The sequence below is a fragment of the Herbaspirillum lusitanum genome (assembly GCF_046025995.1).
In the GTDB taxonomy this organism is placed as follows: domain Bacteria; phylum Pseudomonadota; class Gammaproteobacteria; order Burkholderiales; family Burkholderiaceae_D; genus Herbaspirillum; species Herbaspirillum lusitanum_A.
On the sequence record NZ_JAQQFM010000008.1, the window covers coordinates 194,332 to 208,562 of the forward strand.

Genomic DNA, 14,231 nt, shown 5'->3' on the forward strand with positions numbered 1-14,231 from the left:
CTTAAGGACATTCATCATGTACCCCAATGTTTCACTCTTCATCAACGGCAAATGGCAAGCCGCATCCTCCGGCCGCAGCATCGATGTCTTCGATCCTGCTACTGACGAAAAGGTGGGCACCGTTGCTCACGCCGACAAGAATGATCTCGATGCTGCACTGGCCGCTGCCGACGCCGGCTTCAAGGTGTGGCGCAAGATTTCAGCGTATGAACGCAGCAAAGTGATGCGCAAGGCGGCCGCGCTGTTGCGCGAGCGCAGCGAACATATCGCACCGATCCTGACGACCGAACAAGGCAAGCCGCTGGCCGAATCTCATACTGAGATACAGACGGCTGCGGACATCATCGAATGGTTTGCCGAAGAATCGCGCCGCACTTACGGACGCCTGATTCCGGCGCGGGTGGCCGGGGTACGGCAGGTCGTCGAAAAAGAACCGATAGGGCCGGTCGCCGCCTTTACGCCTTGGAATTACCCAATGGGTCAGGCGGTGCGCAAGGTCTCCGCAGCGCTGGCAGCCGGATGCTCGATCGTGCTGAAAGGCCCGGAAGAAACACCCGGCGGCAGCGCAGAACTGTACCGCGCCTTCCACGATGCGGGTGTGCCGGCCGGCGTCATCAATCTGGTCTTCGGCTCGCCGGCTGAAATTTCGGAATATCTGATTCCTCACCCGGTGATCCGCAAGATTTCGTTCACCGGCTCCACCGTGGTCGGCAAGCAACTGGCAGCGTTGGCGGCGCTGCACATGAAGCCATCGACGATGGAGCTGGGCGGCCATGCACCGGTCATCGTGTTCGACGATGCAGACATCGAACAGGCCAGCATGCTGCTGGCGCGCGCGAAATTCCGCAATGCCGGGCAGGTCTGCGTGTCGCCGACCCGCTTCATGGTCCAGGACAAGGTGTATGACGATTTTCTGTCGCGCTTTACCGCCCACGCACGCCAGGTGAAAGTAGGACCCGGTCTGGACAAAAACAGCACCATGGGCGCAATGGCCAATGAGCGGCGCGTTAGGGCCGTGCAGGCCATGGTTGAAGATGCCGCCCGACTTGGCGCCTCCATCAAGGCCGGCGGCGAGCGCATCGGTACGCGCGGCAATTTCTTCGAACCGACCGTCTTGGGTGAGGTGCCAAGTTCGGCGCGTGCGATGAATGAGGAACCGTTCGGCCCGATGGCGCTGGTATCGCGTTTCAGCGGGAAGGACGATGCGATCAGTGAGGCCAACCGCCTGCCCTACGGCCTGGCCGCCTATGTCTATACCCGTTCGCCGGAGACCGCGGACCTGATGGCCGCCTCGATCGAAAGCGGGATGGTATCGATCAATCACCACGGTCTTGCCTTGCCGGAAACACCGTTCGGCGGCATCAAGGATTCCGGCCATGGCTCGGAGGGCGGCACCGAAGCCATCGAAGGCTACATGGTGACCAAATTCGTCACGCGTCTGAACGTCTGACTCCTTTGATCACGCGGCATCCACCCGCAAGAAGGCCATGGCTGAGGTGCATGGCCTTCCCTCGTTAACCCGGGCTGAAAATCACTCGCCAAAACCAACAAGTCGAAAGAACCGTCATGTCCAATCCGATCATCGTATGTGGGGGCGATTACGAACACGTCCTCGATTTCTCCGCAGCAGCCGGCAGCGACCCGGCAAGCATCGCCTATCTCAAGAGCGGACTGGCCGAGCTGAGCCGCACCGTCCTCAACGGCGATCGATTCGATGTCGCTGAATATTCGCTGGCCAATTACATCATGCTCAAGGATCGTGGGGACCATCGGCTGGCGGCGATTCCAGTGTTTCCCAGCCGGGCTTTTCGCAATGCCTCGGTGTTTGTCGCCAACGACAGCCCGCTCAAAGATGTGGCCTCGCTCAAGGGCAAGAAAATCGGCATCTCCGACTTTGCCATGACCACCGCGGTGTGGACGCGCGGCCATCTGTCGGACGATTTCGGGCTGGATTGCCGTGAGCTCGAGTGGGTGATCGGAGCCAACCCGCGCTTCCCTCCTCCTGCCGGCGTAAGGGTGGAACAGAGCAAGGAAAATCTGGAACAGCTATTACTGGAAGGAAAGATCGATGCCCTGATGGCAGGCAAGCCCAAGGAATTTGCGCTGCCTCCCGGCGAGCGCCGCATTCGTTTCTTGCTGGAAGAGACGGAAGCGATCGAACGGACTTACTACGAGACGACCGGTTTCTTTCCGATCATGCATACCATCGTGCTGCATGCCAGTATGATGCGTGAACCTGAAGCGGCCCGGTGCGTGTTCGACGCTTACGTCGCGACCAAGAAGAAAGCCATCAAGCGTCGTCTCGGCGCCAGCTATCTGCCTTTCGCCGAGCGTGCCTGGGAACGGTACAACGGCCCCGGTATGGCGGACCCTTATCAGCACGGTCTGAGTGAGCGCAACCGCCGCATCATCATGACACTGGCGCGTTACCTTTTGGAGCAAGGCATGATTCAGGTACTGCCAGATATTGATCAACTGTTCGTACCGGGCAGCATGGACTGGCGCGATGAATAATAGCCAGCCCGATTACGGCGATTCCGGCATGGAAGAAAACATCAGACCGCTGCCGCGACCGATGGTGCAGCATCAATATCTGCGGCTTGCCGCTGGCGAGCTGCATTTTGCTGAGGCCGGCAATGGCCGGCCGCTGGTGCTGCTGCACGGTGGCCATGGGTCCTGGGTGCACTGGATCGCCAATATCGACGCGCTGGCGCAGCATTGCCGCGTATTGGTTCTGGACATGCCGGGGTTCGGCGGCTCCTATGATCCCGGCCAGCCGCCGACGCTGGACGAGTATCGCTTGGTTGTGGATGAGTTGCTGGCCTCGCTGGCGCTGGAAAACGTCGCGCTCGTCGGCTTTTCATTCGGCAGCATCGTCGCCACTGCAGTGGCTTTGGCCAACCCCGACCGGGTCAGCTCATTGAGCATCGTCAATCCGCCCGGCACCGGAGCGCGGACGGCGCAGGCCGCTGCCTTGCCCGGCGAATTGTCGACCATCGCCAGAGCCTACGGTCTGCAGGCGGGCATTACCGCTTCATTGCAGCGTCTGATGTTGTCGGATGCCGACCTTGTGACGCCGGAGCTGGTGAAACTCATTTCCGGATGCGTCACCGAAACGCGACATGTGACGCGCGATCTTTCGCGCAATGCCGGCATCGTCGACCTGCTGCAGAACATTACCCAAAAGACGCAGATTCTGATCGGTGCGAAAGATCCGTATCAGCGCCACATCATCGTCAATCACGGCGAAGAATTGCGGCGGCGATTGCCCCGCGCGGATATCCGTATCGTGCCGGGCGCTGCACACTGGCTGCAGTATGAGCAGGCTGAAGCCTTCAATCGTTTGCTGCTGGAATTCATCGGGCATTAACGGGCATTAAGCCTGTTCGCACATGCGCTGCAACTCGGCCAACGCATCCGCCACGGCGGCCGGTGCGTGCACCGGCATCACGTGGCCGCTATCGACTTCACGATATGCGGCGCCGGCAATCGCCGCCGCGACCGTCTTCACCATCTGCGGCGTGCGTGTGGTGTCGCGAGTGCCCGCCAGTATCAGTGTCGGGCACTGCACCCGGCTGAAATCCTTGTTCAAGTCCATCCTGCACAGCATGCGATAAGTGGCGGCATAGGAGTAGGGATCGACACTGAACAGCCGGTTTTTCAATTGTTCGCGTTCGCTCGCATCGGGAAAACAGCTTGCCGGATAAGAGTGATCGAAACGGGCGGCGATACGCTCGCGTACGCCTTCAGCCTCAATCGCATCGGCCTGAGCGAGCAGCGCATCGCGCTTGCTCTCATCGATTCCGGTGGAGGGCGACATGGCCAGCAAGCCGGCGCTGCGTTCCGGGAAACAGGCGGCGAAACGAACCGCCACGGCAGCGCCGACAGCGCAGCCGGCCAGGATAAGCGGCGTATTGATGCCTAGCGCGGCCAGCAATGCAGCCAGATCGTCACGCAGATCGTCGATTGAAAATGGCGCCCTTGGTTTTTCCGACAAGCCCGCACCGCGCATGTCGAAGCGCAATATGCGATAGCTGGCGCCGTCCAGCAGCGGCATGACTCTGTCCCAGCTCTCAAGACCACCGCCCATTTCGTGCAACAGCACCAGCGTGCGCCCGCTTGCGCTATTGCCGCTCAGGGCATAACGCAGCGCGATGCCATTACTCTCCTGCCATTTGACGAGGTCCGTATTCATGGCGCGACGAAGGCCGTGGCGCGCATCGAGGCGCGCTGTTCGACCTGTGCAAACCAGTGCGCCAGATGATCGCGCCCCTGACGCCATTGTTCTTGTTCGAATCTGAAATCGGCGTAGGTCAGCAAGACCGCAACGGCGATATCGCCGATATCGAAGCGCGCGGCCGGCCAGTTCTTGCAAGCGGCATTGACGGCGTCGAGCGTGCGATTGAATTTATCGCGGTGCGCCTGTATGTAGGCCGGCTGCAAGGGATCGTCGCCACGTTTGCGTTCGCCAAACCAGCGTACCAGTGTTTCCATCAGTGCCTGCCCGGTTGCATGGCGGCTCAGCGCCTCGGCCCGGGCCGGCTGCTGTTGCGGAAACAGACGGGGCTTGCCGGAGATCATGTCAAGGTACTCGCAGATCACCAGCGAATCATGCATCACGGCGCCGTCGTCCAGCACCAGCGTCGGAATCATGCTCAAGGGATTGAGTGCCAGCAGCGCCGCGTCAGGCTTGAGAATGCTGACCACCGTGGGCACCAGCTCCATGCGCTCCAGCAAGCCCAGCTCGCAGGCTGCAAGACTGACCTTGCGGGCAAACGGTGAGCGGGATGACCAATACAACTTCATCAGGCTGTCCTCGCGTAATCAGAGAGTCACTTCGATCAGGAATGGTCCCTTGACGGCAAGCCCGGCCTTCATGGCTGCCGCAAACTGTTCCATCGTTTCCACCCGGCGGCCTTCCACGCCCATGCCCTTGGCCAGACTGACCCAGTCGATCGAGGGATTGTCCAGATCCAGCATGCTGCTTGCACGTTCGCCCGGCTTGCCGGCGCCGACATTGGCAAATTCATTGTGCAGGATCTTGTAGCTGCGGTTGGCCCAGATCACGGTCAGCACGTTCAACTGTTCGCGCGCCTGCGTCCACAGCGCCTGCAAGGTGTACATGCCGCTACCGTCGGCCTGCAGGTTGATTACCTTGCGATCCGGGCAAGCCACGGCGGCGCCGGTGGCCATGGGCATGCCGATGCCGATGGAACCGCCGGTCAGTTGCAGCCAGTCGTGCTGCGGAGCGCCCCGCGTCGATGGAAAGAAAGTGCGGCCGCTGGTGATCGATTCGTCGCAGACGATGGCATGCTCGGGCAACAGCGCGCCAAGCGCCTGCCCGATTTTTTCCAGCGTGAGTTCGCCGGTCGGAATATCCGGACGTGCAAACTGCTCCAGTGGCACTTCGTCCACCCGGGCGCCGACCAGATCGGCCAGCGATTCCAGTGCCGCGACCACATCGTCGCCGCGCATCGCCAGCGTCAGGATATTGGAATCAGGCGCGGTCAGCTTGCCGACCTTGCCGGGGTGCGCAAAGAAGGCCACGGGCTCGTCTTCATCCACCAGAATCATCGTCTGTACCGAACGGAACAGTTCCGCCGATTTCTCGATCGGATTGGCGATCCGTTCCAGAGCAACCCGGCCGGCGCCACGCTGGATGCGCGGATTGCGGCTGATGACCCGCACCAGACAGCCGGTCTTGGCGCCGATTGCGGCGGCCAATGCCATAGGCTTGCTGCGCAAGGCGCGATTGCCCAGCAGCAGCATGGCCGAACCCGATGCCAGCGCTTGCGCAACCTCCCGCACCACTTCTTCCGGCACTGGTTTGGGCGCGTCGGCAGGCGCGACCTTGGATACCACGCCGCCGTTGCTCCAGGCGGTGTTGGCCGGCAAGATGAGCGTCGCTATCTGGCCCTTGGGCGAGTTGGCAACCGTAATGGCTTCGGCTGCGTCTGCGCCGACTGAACGTGCATCTCTTGAGGTGCGCACCCACGCCGACATTGGCCGGGCGATACCTTCCACATCAGAGGTGAGCGGCGAGTCGTATTGCAGATGATAGGTGGCGTGATCGCCCACGATATTGACGATAGGCGTATGCGCGCGACGGGCGTTGTGCAGATTGGCCAGACCGTTTCCCAGACCAGGCCCCAGATGCAGCAGAGTCGCAGCAGGTTTGTCGGCCATGCGCGCATAACCATCGGCGGCGCCGGTCGCTACGCCTTCGAACAGGCACAGCACGCAACGTACGCCGGGCACTTTATCGAGGGCCGCAACGAAGTGCATTTCAGAAGTGCCGGGATTGGCAAAACATGTATCCACACCGCCAGCCACCAGGGTCTTGACCAGACTTTCCGCGCCATTCATCTTCAATCTCCGTAATTTTGTTTTTCAGATTCTCATTCACATGTTTCTATCACTGCCGGGACCGTCGCGCTTCTGCTCAGCATGAGTACAGGAATTAATACAGGCATGAGCGACGCGAGCGATCTCTCGCAACAGGCCAGATGCTCCGGCAGCAGGAGGTCAGCGTCAACCCATCATTTCTCAAGCAGCTTTGATCTGACGGCAACCCAGGCGCTGACATCAGCTTTTTTCAAGACCATGCCCCGATACCTGGCATGTTGACTTAAAATATTCCACGTTTTGTTCAGGTTCCGCCAAGAGAATCCCACCATCAAGAAAAAAGGAGACACCTTCCATGGCCCTTCGATTGCCGCCATTTGGCGCCCTCAGGGCATTTGAAGCGGCGGCACGGCATGCCAGCTTTACCCGCGCTGCCACCGAACTGTTCGTGACGCCCGGCGCCATCAGCCGCCAGATCAGCAGTCTTGAGGAATACATCGGTTTCCCCCTGTTCGAGCGCACCAATCGCGAAGTCAAACTGACGGTGGCCGGCGCCGAATATGCGAAGTCGATCACGCACGCCTTCGAGCAGGTCAGCGAAGCAACCACCCGTTTGCAGGAGTCCGAACGCAACAAAGTATTGCGTATTTCGGCGCCGCTGACATTTGCATTGCGTTGGCTGATGCCGCGCCTCGCCTCGTTCCGTGCTTTGCACCCCGACAACGAATATCGTCTCACCACCGTCGTACCGATTCCCTTGAAACTGGCTGCGACCGAATTCGACATGGGCATCCGCATTTTCAAGGAAAGCCCGGCCGATCTGTTTGCCCACAAGCTGATGGAAGTCGAGTACGTGCCGGTCTGCAGTCCTGCGCTGTTGACGCAAGGGCCGCCATTAAAGGAGCCAGCCGATCTGCGCAAGCATATCCGCATCTATTCTTCCGCACGCCAGGGCGATTGGGCGCTGTGGCTGCAGAAAGCTGGACTGGTCGAAGAAGAATTGAGCCAGGGACTCTATTTCGAATCCTCTTCGGTGGCCTATGAAGCAGCACTCAAGGGCGTAGGCGTTGCGCTTGCGATGAAAGGTCTGGTCGCCGACGACCTCGCTACCGGAAAACTGGTGATGCCCTTCGATCTGACCTACAGCGACGGCAGCGCCTTCTGTATTGTCTATCCGCGCAAGGAAGTCATCGGCCCGGCGGTGTCAACCTTCCGCGACTGGATCGTGCAGGAAGCAGGCATGCCGCTGCCGCCGCTGGAACTCTGAAACAGAAACGCCCGCTGCTGACATCAGCGGCGGGCGTTTGTGACGACTTCAGCCGTAGAGCGCACGCGGATTATCGACAAAGATCTTTTGCCTCAGCCCGGGGTCAGGCGTCCAGCGATCAAACATGTCCACCATCTTGCCGACATCCGGCGGCGCTGCATCCATGCTGATATAGGGCCAGTCGCTGCCGAACAGAACCCGGTCCGGAATGGCCTGCATCAGGCGATCATGGAAGGGGCGCACTATTTCATAAGTCGGATCGGCCTTGGTCAGACGCACCGGCGTCATCTTTACCCAGAAATCGCCGTCTTTCACCATCGCCAGCAAAGAGGCAAAGAGTGGATCGTCAATGCCTTTGTCGACTTCGAAATACCCCATATGATCCAGCACCAGCGGAATTCCGTATGTGGCCAGCTCAGCGGCGGCGACCACCAGATATTCAGCCTTGGCCCATATCTGGGCATGCATGCCCAATGCTTTCAGGCGTGGCGCAAAGGCGCGCAGATCATTGAAGTCGAGTGAGCCCGGAAACAACTGCGAGCGTGGCCCGTTGATGGTGAAGCGCAAGCCCTGAAAGCCCTGATTGCGCAGAGCCTCCAGTTCCGCATCGGATACCGTGAGCGGCACCACGGCAATACCGGGTACGCGCCCGGCGGAGAACACGATGCCGTCGCGCGTCAAGCTGTTGTCGAAACCGCTGGCCGAAGAATGCACCAGTACGCCGCGCTCGAACCCGACCTTGTCGAGCATCTCAATGTAGTCCGCCATCGGCGCCAGAGGCGGCTCGTAACGGCGCGGCTCCAGCAAAGGATAGCGGTCGAAGGGCCCGAAAATGTGTGCGTGGCTGTCCCAGGCGCCCGCGGGAAGCGGAATCGCCGGCGCCGATACCGGACGCTTGCCGGATATGTTTTCCATCACTGGACTCCTGATTTCTGAGCGCCTGCGCTCGCATTCAATTGCGCGGGCCGGAAACACGGCACCGCAAATCCGTTCTCGCTAGGCACGAATACCAGCTCCACCGGATCGCCCACGCGCAATGCATCCGGGTCGCAATCGACGATATTGGTCATCATCTGCGGACCTTCGCTCAGGCTGACATAGGCCATCACGAACAGTTCCTTGGCGCGCCGCATGACGCTGTAGGTGTAGATGGTGCCGGTTCCTGCCCCCGGCTCCCAGGCGGTTTCCAGACTGCTGCAGAACGGGCACATGGTGCGCGGATACCAATGCACCTTGTTGCAGCTGCTGCAGCGGCGTACCAGAAAACGGCCTTCTGCGGCAGCATCCCAGAATGCCTGGGTCTCCGGTGAAATGACAGGATCGGGCATCACTCTTCGTAACTTCATTTCATTCCCTTTCCAGAATCAGGGTCGCGCTGGCATGGCGCACACCCAGGGTGCCGCCTATCGCATTGGCCAGCACCAGCTTGCAGTCCGGCACCTGCACCGCCGGATGCGCCTCGCCGCGTGCCTGGCGCACGGCTTCGATCACCTTGGTCATGCCGCCGCGATTGCCCGGATGGTTGTTGCACAGGCCGCCGCCATCGGTATTGAACGGCAGACGACCGACACCTGAAATCAGATTGCCATCCATGACGAAACGGCCGCCCTGCCCTTTCTCGCAGAAACCGAGATCCTCAAGCTGGGTCAGCACGGTGATGGTGAAGCTGTCGTACAGCGAGACATATTGAATGTCGGACGGCTTGACGCCGGCTTCGGCGAACGCAGTCAGGCCGGATTGCGCGGCGCCTGACACCGTGATGTCGAAGTAGCCTCCGGCCTGGCCTTTGGGTGACTCGCCGCAACCGATGACCTTTACCAGCGGCCGCTTCAACTGGCGGGCGATTTCCGGACGTGCCACGATCAGTGCGCCGCCGCCGTCGGTCACCACGCAGCAATCCAGCCGGTGCAAGGGGTCGGAGACCAGCGGCGAACTGATCACGTCTTCCACGCTCACAACCTCGCGCAGCAGAGCGTTCGGATTGTGCTGCGCGTGATGTGAAGCGGCCACCTTGATCCAGGCCAATTGCTCGCTGGTCGTGCCGTACTGATACATATGCCGCATCGCCGTCATGCCATAGACGTTGGCAACTGCCATGCCGTAGGGATGCTCCCATTGGTAGTCGGGCTGATGCGGATTGTCGGTGCGGGCCAGTGCGCCCTTGGCGCGTCCTTCGCTGCGCGGCCGACCGGCCAGCGTGATCAGCGCAACATTGCATTTGCCGGCGGCAATCGCCTGTGCTGCATGTGCAACGTGGATGACATAGGAAGAGCCGCTGGTATTGGTGGTATCGACGTGGCGCAGCTTCAGATTCAGATAATCGGCAATCGACAAGGGGCCGGTGCCCGGCGCATCCGGCCCGCAGAAGAAACCATCGACATCATCCTTGTTCAGACCGGCATCGGCCAGAGCACCCAGTGCCGACTCCATCTGCAATTGTGCCAGCGACTTGTCCGGCGCATTGCGGGTGGGATGTTCGTAGGCGCCAACGATGTATGCGGCCGGCCGCGTCATGACTGACCTGTCAGCTTGACGTAATGCTGCATGCGACCGGCATGTTCGCCATAAGCCAGTTCGACCTCGCGATTGATCCAGCTGCCCTTCGGTTCTTCACCCTGCAACTGGCTGATGATGATCGGCCCTTCCGGCAAACGGATCGCCACCGAGTTATAGGGCGGTACATGATCGTCGAAGTATTTGCGGTGAAAAATCACCCAGGAGAGAATCGTGCCCTTGCCCGAGACCGGCTTCCAGCTGGCCTTCTCGCTGAGACATTCGGGGCAGGCGGAGGCCGGTGGATAACGGAAGCTGGCACATGCGTCACACTGTTGCAGGGCCAGTTTTTCGTGTTTCATGCTTTCCCACATCGGGGCATCGTTGATCCCCATGACTGCTTTCGAATTCGCCATTTGCTCCTCCTACTTTCCGTAAATGATGGATACAGCCTTGCCCGCGACATCGGAACTGTAGTGCACGAAATTGCAATCCGGCACCTGGCGCGCGCCGCAGAGTCCGCGAATCTGGCGCACCGATTCCACCTGATGGTTCCAGCCCTGCATGTACGATTCGGACAAATGGCCGCCACTGGTATTGACCGGCAATCCCTTGGCCAATGAAATGCCGTGCTCGCTCATGAATTTGCCGGCGCCGCCCACCTCGCAATAACCATAGCCTTCCAGCGCCAGCGGAATATGGCAGGAGAAGCTGTCGTAGACCTGTACGCAATCGATATCGGACGGGCCGACTCCGGCCATGTTAAACACTTGTTCCGCCACCTTCTGCTGCGCCGGCAGATAGAAATTAGTCAGCCGCGGCTCCAGGCTGGTGGCGCCCTTGTTGAGATCATAGCGGCCGACGCCATGAATCACGACCGGGTCCTTGCGCATGCTGCGCGCCAGGCTGGTTTCGGAGATGATCAGCGCGACGCCGCCATCGTTGATCAGGCAGTAGTCGAACAGATGCAGAGGTTCGCACACGAAACGCGAGGCCAGATAATCGTCGACGGTGATGCGCTCCTGCATCAGCGCGTTCGGATTCAGGCTGGCGCCCAGACGCTGCGCGACGGCCACTTCACCCAGTTGGGCCGACGTCAGCCCGGTTTCTTCCATGTAGCGGCGAAACATCAGCGCATAAAGTGCGCCCTGCGAGGTCAGGCCCCAGGGGGCGTGATAAATGTAGGACAGGAATGAGCCGCCGCCGGCCGCGTTGTCGCCGCCGTAGTTGACCGCGCCCGAGCGCTGATTATTGCCGTAGACCAGGGCGACGGTTTTTGCCAGTCCCGACTTGATCGCCATGCAGGCCTGAATCACCGCCAGCATCGCATCCGCCTGCCCGCCCCAGCGCACGTCCAGCCCGAGCACTTCGCCCATGCGTTCATAAGGCGTGGTGGGGCCGACGATCAGGCCATCGATATCGCTGGCCTTGAGGCCGGCATCGACCAGCGCATTCTTGAATGCGGCGACGGCATAGCCGTTGGAATCATGCGGTTTTTCGCCATCCTTGACGCGTCGGAAATCATCGCGCCAGTCAGTGTGTCCGACGCCGACGACTGCGGCGACCTTGGACAAGTTGTTATCCATGTAATGCTCCTGAAAGATCCAAAAAGGTCGGGAAGAGAAATGTCTGCATGCGCTCAGTTGCTGATCGGATCACCTTCATCGATGACGGTATTGGTGAGCGTGCCTATGCCCTCGATCTCGACTGCGATACGGTCGCCACGCTGCATCCATACCGGCGGCGTACGATCCTTGCCGACGCCACCGGGCGTGCCGGTGGCGATGATGTCGCCCGGCTGCAATGGCGTGATGCGCGACAGGTAAGAAACGATGAATGGAATATTGAAGATCAGATCGCTCAGGTGGCCGGTCTGCATGACCTCGTCATTCAGGCGCGTCACCAGCGTCAGTTTTGTGGGGTCAGGAATTTCGTCGCGTGTGACCATCCACGGCCCCAGCGGCCCGGTCGACTGGAAATTCTTGCCGATGGAGACCGAGTGTTTCTGATAGTCGCGGACGCTGCCGTCCATGAAGCAGGTATAGCCTGCCAGGTGCTCAAGCGCACTGGCTTCCGGTATGTGGCGGCCGCCACGCCCCACCACCAGCGCCAGCTCACCTTCGAAATCGAAACAGGTCGAGACTTGCGGCCTGACGATGGGTTCGCCATGCCCGACCAGGCTGCTGTGCAGGCGGAGGAAAAAGGCAGGACCATCTTCCATGGTGCGCACCTTGCGTCCGGTCTCTTCGACATGCGCCCGATAATTCACGCCGGCGGCAAACATGTGGATTGCATCCGGCACGACCGGCAGAAAGCGCACGTCCGCCAGCGCGTGATCTGCACTGTGGCGCGCGGCAATATCGCGCATGGCGTCAAAACAGTCGGCTTCGATGGCCTGACGCAGGGTCTGGATGCCTGCGGGCAGACGTCCGTTCATGCGCACCAGACCGTCTTTTGCAAGTGCGCCGAACGTGGCTTGCCCATCGGCAAGGTAACTGGCCAATTTCATGTGATCTCCTCGGGAATGTAAAGGCGGGCCTGATCAGCTTGATCCGCCCGATCCGCTACTGATTTATTGCAGGAAGTCCTTGCTCCATTGTTCGTATTGCGCGTCACCGCTGAGGCGCTTGACCAGCACATCGGCGTCGACTTCGCTGGCCGGCATTCCGCGCGCTGCCGCGAGCTGATCGTAGATGAGCTGTGCCGCCTTGAAGAAGGCCTTGTGTCCTTGCAGGCAGACGCGCACCTTGAAGCTCGCCAAAGTGGCGGCGTCGATGCCCGGCATCGGCGCACCCAGGACCAAGGGGACGGTGGCGGCTGCCGCCAGCGGTTCGAGTTGCTCCAGCGTGCGCACGCCGACCACGAACAAGGCGTCGATGCCGGTATCCTGATAGCGCTGCTGGCGTTCCAGCAAGTCCTTGCCGGTCGCCAGACGTGCATTGGTCCGGCCCAGAATCGCCAGACCGGGATCGATGCGCGCCTGCAGCGCCGCACGCAGTTTTCCAGCCGCCTCCTGCGGCGAAACCAGTTGCGCAGCAGTGCTGCCGAAGGCATCCGGCATCACGGTATCTTCGATCGACAATGCAGCGACGCCGGCGGCTTCCAGATCTTCCACGGTGCGTCTGACATTGAGCGCATTGCCATAGCCGTGATCAGCATCGACCATCAAGGGCAGATTGCCGGCGCGGCAGATACGCCGCACCTGTTCGACGAATTCGCTGAGCGTGAGCAGTGCGATGTCGGGTGCTCCCAGCACGGCCAGCGATGCAATCGAGCCGCCAAGCACACCGCATTCATAGCCCAGATCTTCGGCCGCCAGCGCCGATAGAGGATCGAACACCGATGCCGGCTTGATGGTCAGTTCACCGCCAAGAATGCGGCGATAACGCTGCCGTTTTTCAGCAGCGGACAAGCGCTCACCGCCGCTCATGATCTTGCTACCGATGCCGGTGCAATCAGACGCGCCTGCGTCAGCTCCTGCAAGGCGTCCAGACTCATGCCGGCGACCATGTCGCGCACCTGAAAACCGGCAGGCGTCACATCCAGCACGGCGTAATTGGTGTACACGCGCGTGACGGCAGCCTTTGCCGTCAGCGGATACGAACAGCTGTCGACCAGACGCGGCTTGCCTTCCTTGGTCAGTTGCTCCATCAAGACCCACACCTGTTTGGCGCCGGCCGCCAGATCCATGGCGCCGCCCACCGCCGGCGTACGGTCGCCATTGGTGGTCCAGTTGGCGAGGTCGCCGCTGGCGGCCACTTCGAATGCACCCAGCACGCACAGATCGATATGACCGCCGCGGATCATGGCGAAGCTTTCTGCCTGATTGAACAGTGCGCCGCCGGCGCGCAAGGTGGTCGGAAATTTGCCGGCGTTGACCAGCCAGGGATCGACGGCATCCGGTTCGGGCGCAGGGCCCATGCCGAGAATGCCGTTTTCCGAATGGAAGACCACGTCGCGGTCGGCAGGAATGAAATCGGCAATGCGGGTCGGCAGGCCGAGCCCGAGATTGACATACCAGCCTTCGACGATGTCCTGGGCCAGACGCTGCGCCATGGCTACGCGATCAAGTGGAACGACGGAACTCATGATGTGACCCTCGACGACGACTGAAGCAAAAGAAAGA

The 14,231-nt window shown here is 60.7% G+C and carries 15 protein-coding genes; 4 read left to right on the top strand and 11 right to left on the bottom strand.

Annotation, left to right across the window (positions count from 1 at the left end; all coding sequences use genetic code 11):
• Positions 1–16: 16 nt before the first annotated feature.
• The 3 genes from PQR62_RS18855 to PQR62_RS18865 all read left to right on the top strand — a co-directional run bounded on the left by PQR62_RS18855 (position 17) and on the right by PQR62_RS18865 (position 3,370).
• Entirely contained in the window at positions 17–1,450 is a 1,434-nt protein-coding gene (locus PQR62_RS18855; protein ID WP_408159546.1) for an NAD-dependent succinate-semialdehyde dehydrogenase, read from the top strand.
• A 116-nt stretch (positions 1,451–1,566) separates the two neighbouring features.
• The gene (locus PQR62_RS18860) at positions 1,567–2,514 is read left to right on the top strand and encodes a PhnD/SsuA/transferrin family substrate-binding protein (RefSeq protein ID WP_408159547.1); all 948 of its coding nucleotides are present in this window, start codon (positions 1,567–1,569) and stop codon (positions 2,512–2,514) included.
• Positions 2,507–3,370 (top strand): alpha/beta fold hydrolase, encoded by an 864-nt coding sequence (locus tag PQR62_RS18865; RefSeq protein WP_408159548.1) that lies wholly within the window; start codon positions 2,507–2,509, stop codon positions 3,368–3,370. Before PQR62_RS18860 ends, PQR62_RS18865 begins: the two co-directional genes overlap by 8 nt.
• A gap of 6 nt (positions 3,371–3,376) precedes the next feature.
• Here the strand turns inward: PQR62_RS18865 and PQR62_RS18870 are convergent, their stop codons facing one another.
• Genes PQR62_RS18870 through PQR62_RS18880 form a run of 3 tightly spaced genes read right to left on the bottom strand, consistent with a single transcriptional unit; the run spans position 3,377 to position 6,366 of the window.
• Positions 3,377–4,195, bottom strand: a complete 819-nt coding sequence (locus PQR62_RS18870; protein WP_408159549.1) for an alpha/beta fold hydrolase — start codon at positions 4,193–4,195, stop codon at positions 3,377–3,379.
• Positions 4,192–4,806, bottom strand: coding sequence for a glutathione S-transferase family protein (locus PQR62_RS18875; RefSeq protein ID WP_408159550.1), 615 nt, complete (start codon positions 4,804–4,806; stop codon positions 4,192–4,194). Before PQR62_RS18875 ends, PQR62_RS18870 begins: the two co-directional genes overlap by 4 nt.
• Positions 4,807–4,824: 18 nt before the next feature.
• A complete protein-coding gene (locus PQR62_RS18880; protein WP_408159551.1) occupies positions 4,825–6,366 on the bottom strand; it encodes an acetolactate synthase large subunit in 1,542 nt (513 codons plus the stop codon).
• Between the two features lie 334 nt (positions 6,367–6,700).
• Between PQR62_RS18880 and gcvA the strand changes: the two genes are divergently transcribed.
• Positions 6,701–7,612 carry a transcriptional regulator GcvA gene (gene gcvA, locus PQR62_RS18885; protein ID WP_408159552.1) on the top strand — a complete coding sequence of 304 codons (912 nt, stop codon included), beginning with the start codon at positions 6,701–6,703 and terminating at the stop codon, positions 7,610–7,612.
• Positions 7,613–7,660: 48 nt separating this feature from the next.
• On the opposite strand, the gene PQR62_RS18890 is transcribed toward gcvA, so the two are convergent.
• The 8 genes from PQR62_RS18890 to PQR62_RS18925 form a co-directional block, all read right to left on the bottom strand.
• The gene (locus PQR62_RS18890; RefSeq protein WP_408159553.1) at positions 7,661–8,527 is read right to left on the bottom strand and encodes an amidohydrolase family protein; all 867 of its coding nucleotides are present in this window, start codon (positions 8,525–8,527) and stop codon (positions 7,661–7,663) included.
• The gene (locus tag PQR62_RS18895; RefSeq protein WP_408159554.1) at positions 8,527–8,958 is read right to left on the bottom strand and encodes a Zn-ribbon domain-containing OB-fold protein; all 432 of its coding nucleotides are present in this window, start codon (positions 8,956–8,958) and stop codon (positions 8,527–8,529) included. Before PQR62_RS18895 ends, PQR62_RS18890 begins: the two co-directional genes overlap by 1 nt.
• Before the next feature lies 1 nt (position 8,959).
• Complete coding sequence (locus PQR62_RS18900; RefSeq protein ID WP_408159555.1) at positions 8,960–10,126, bottom strand: thiolase family protein; 1,167 nt, start codon at positions 10,124–10,126, stop codon at positions 8,960–8,962.
• Complete coding sequence (locus PQR62_RS18905) at positions 10,123–10,521, bottom strand: Zn-ribbon domain-containing OB-fold protein (RefSeq protein WP_408159556.1); 399 nt, start codon at positions 10,519–10,521, stop codon at positions 10,123–10,125. Before PQR62_RS18905 ends, PQR62_RS18900 begins: the two co-directional genes overlap by 4 nt.
• A gap of 9 nt (positions 10,522–10,530) precedes the next feature.
• The gene (locus PQR62_RS18910) at positions 10,531–11,691 is read right to left on the bottom strand and encodes a thiolase family protein (protein ID WP_408159557.1); all 1,161 of its coding nucleotides are present in this window, start codon (positions 11,689–11,691) and stop codon (positions 10,531–10,533) included.
• A 53-nt stretch (positions 11,692–11,744) separates the two neighbouring features.
• Positions 11,745–12,614 (bottom strand): fumarylacetoacetate hydrolase family protein, encoded by an 870-nt coding sequence (locus tag PQR62_RS18915; RefSeq protein ID WP_408159558.1) that lies wholly within the window; start codon positions 12,612–12,614, stop codon positions 11,745–11,747.
• Between the two features lie 63 nt (positions 12,615–12,677).
• On the bottom strand, positions 12,678–13,535 hold the full coding sequence (locus PQR62_RS18920; RefSeq protein ID WP_408159559.1) for an isocitrate lyase/PEP mutase family protein: 858 nt from the start codon (positions 13,533–13,535) through the stop codon (positions 12,678–12,680).
• Positions 13,532–14,194 (bottom strand): 3-oxoacid CoA-transferase subunit B, encoded by a 663-nt coding sequence (locus PQR62_RS18925; protein ID WP_408159560.1) that lies wholly within the window; start codon positions 14,192–14,194, stop codon positions 13,532–13,534. The genes PQR62_RS18920 and PQR62_RS18925 overlap by 4 nt, the downstream gene beginning before the upstream one ends.
• Between the last annotated feature and the right edge of the window lie 37 nt (positions 14,195–14,231).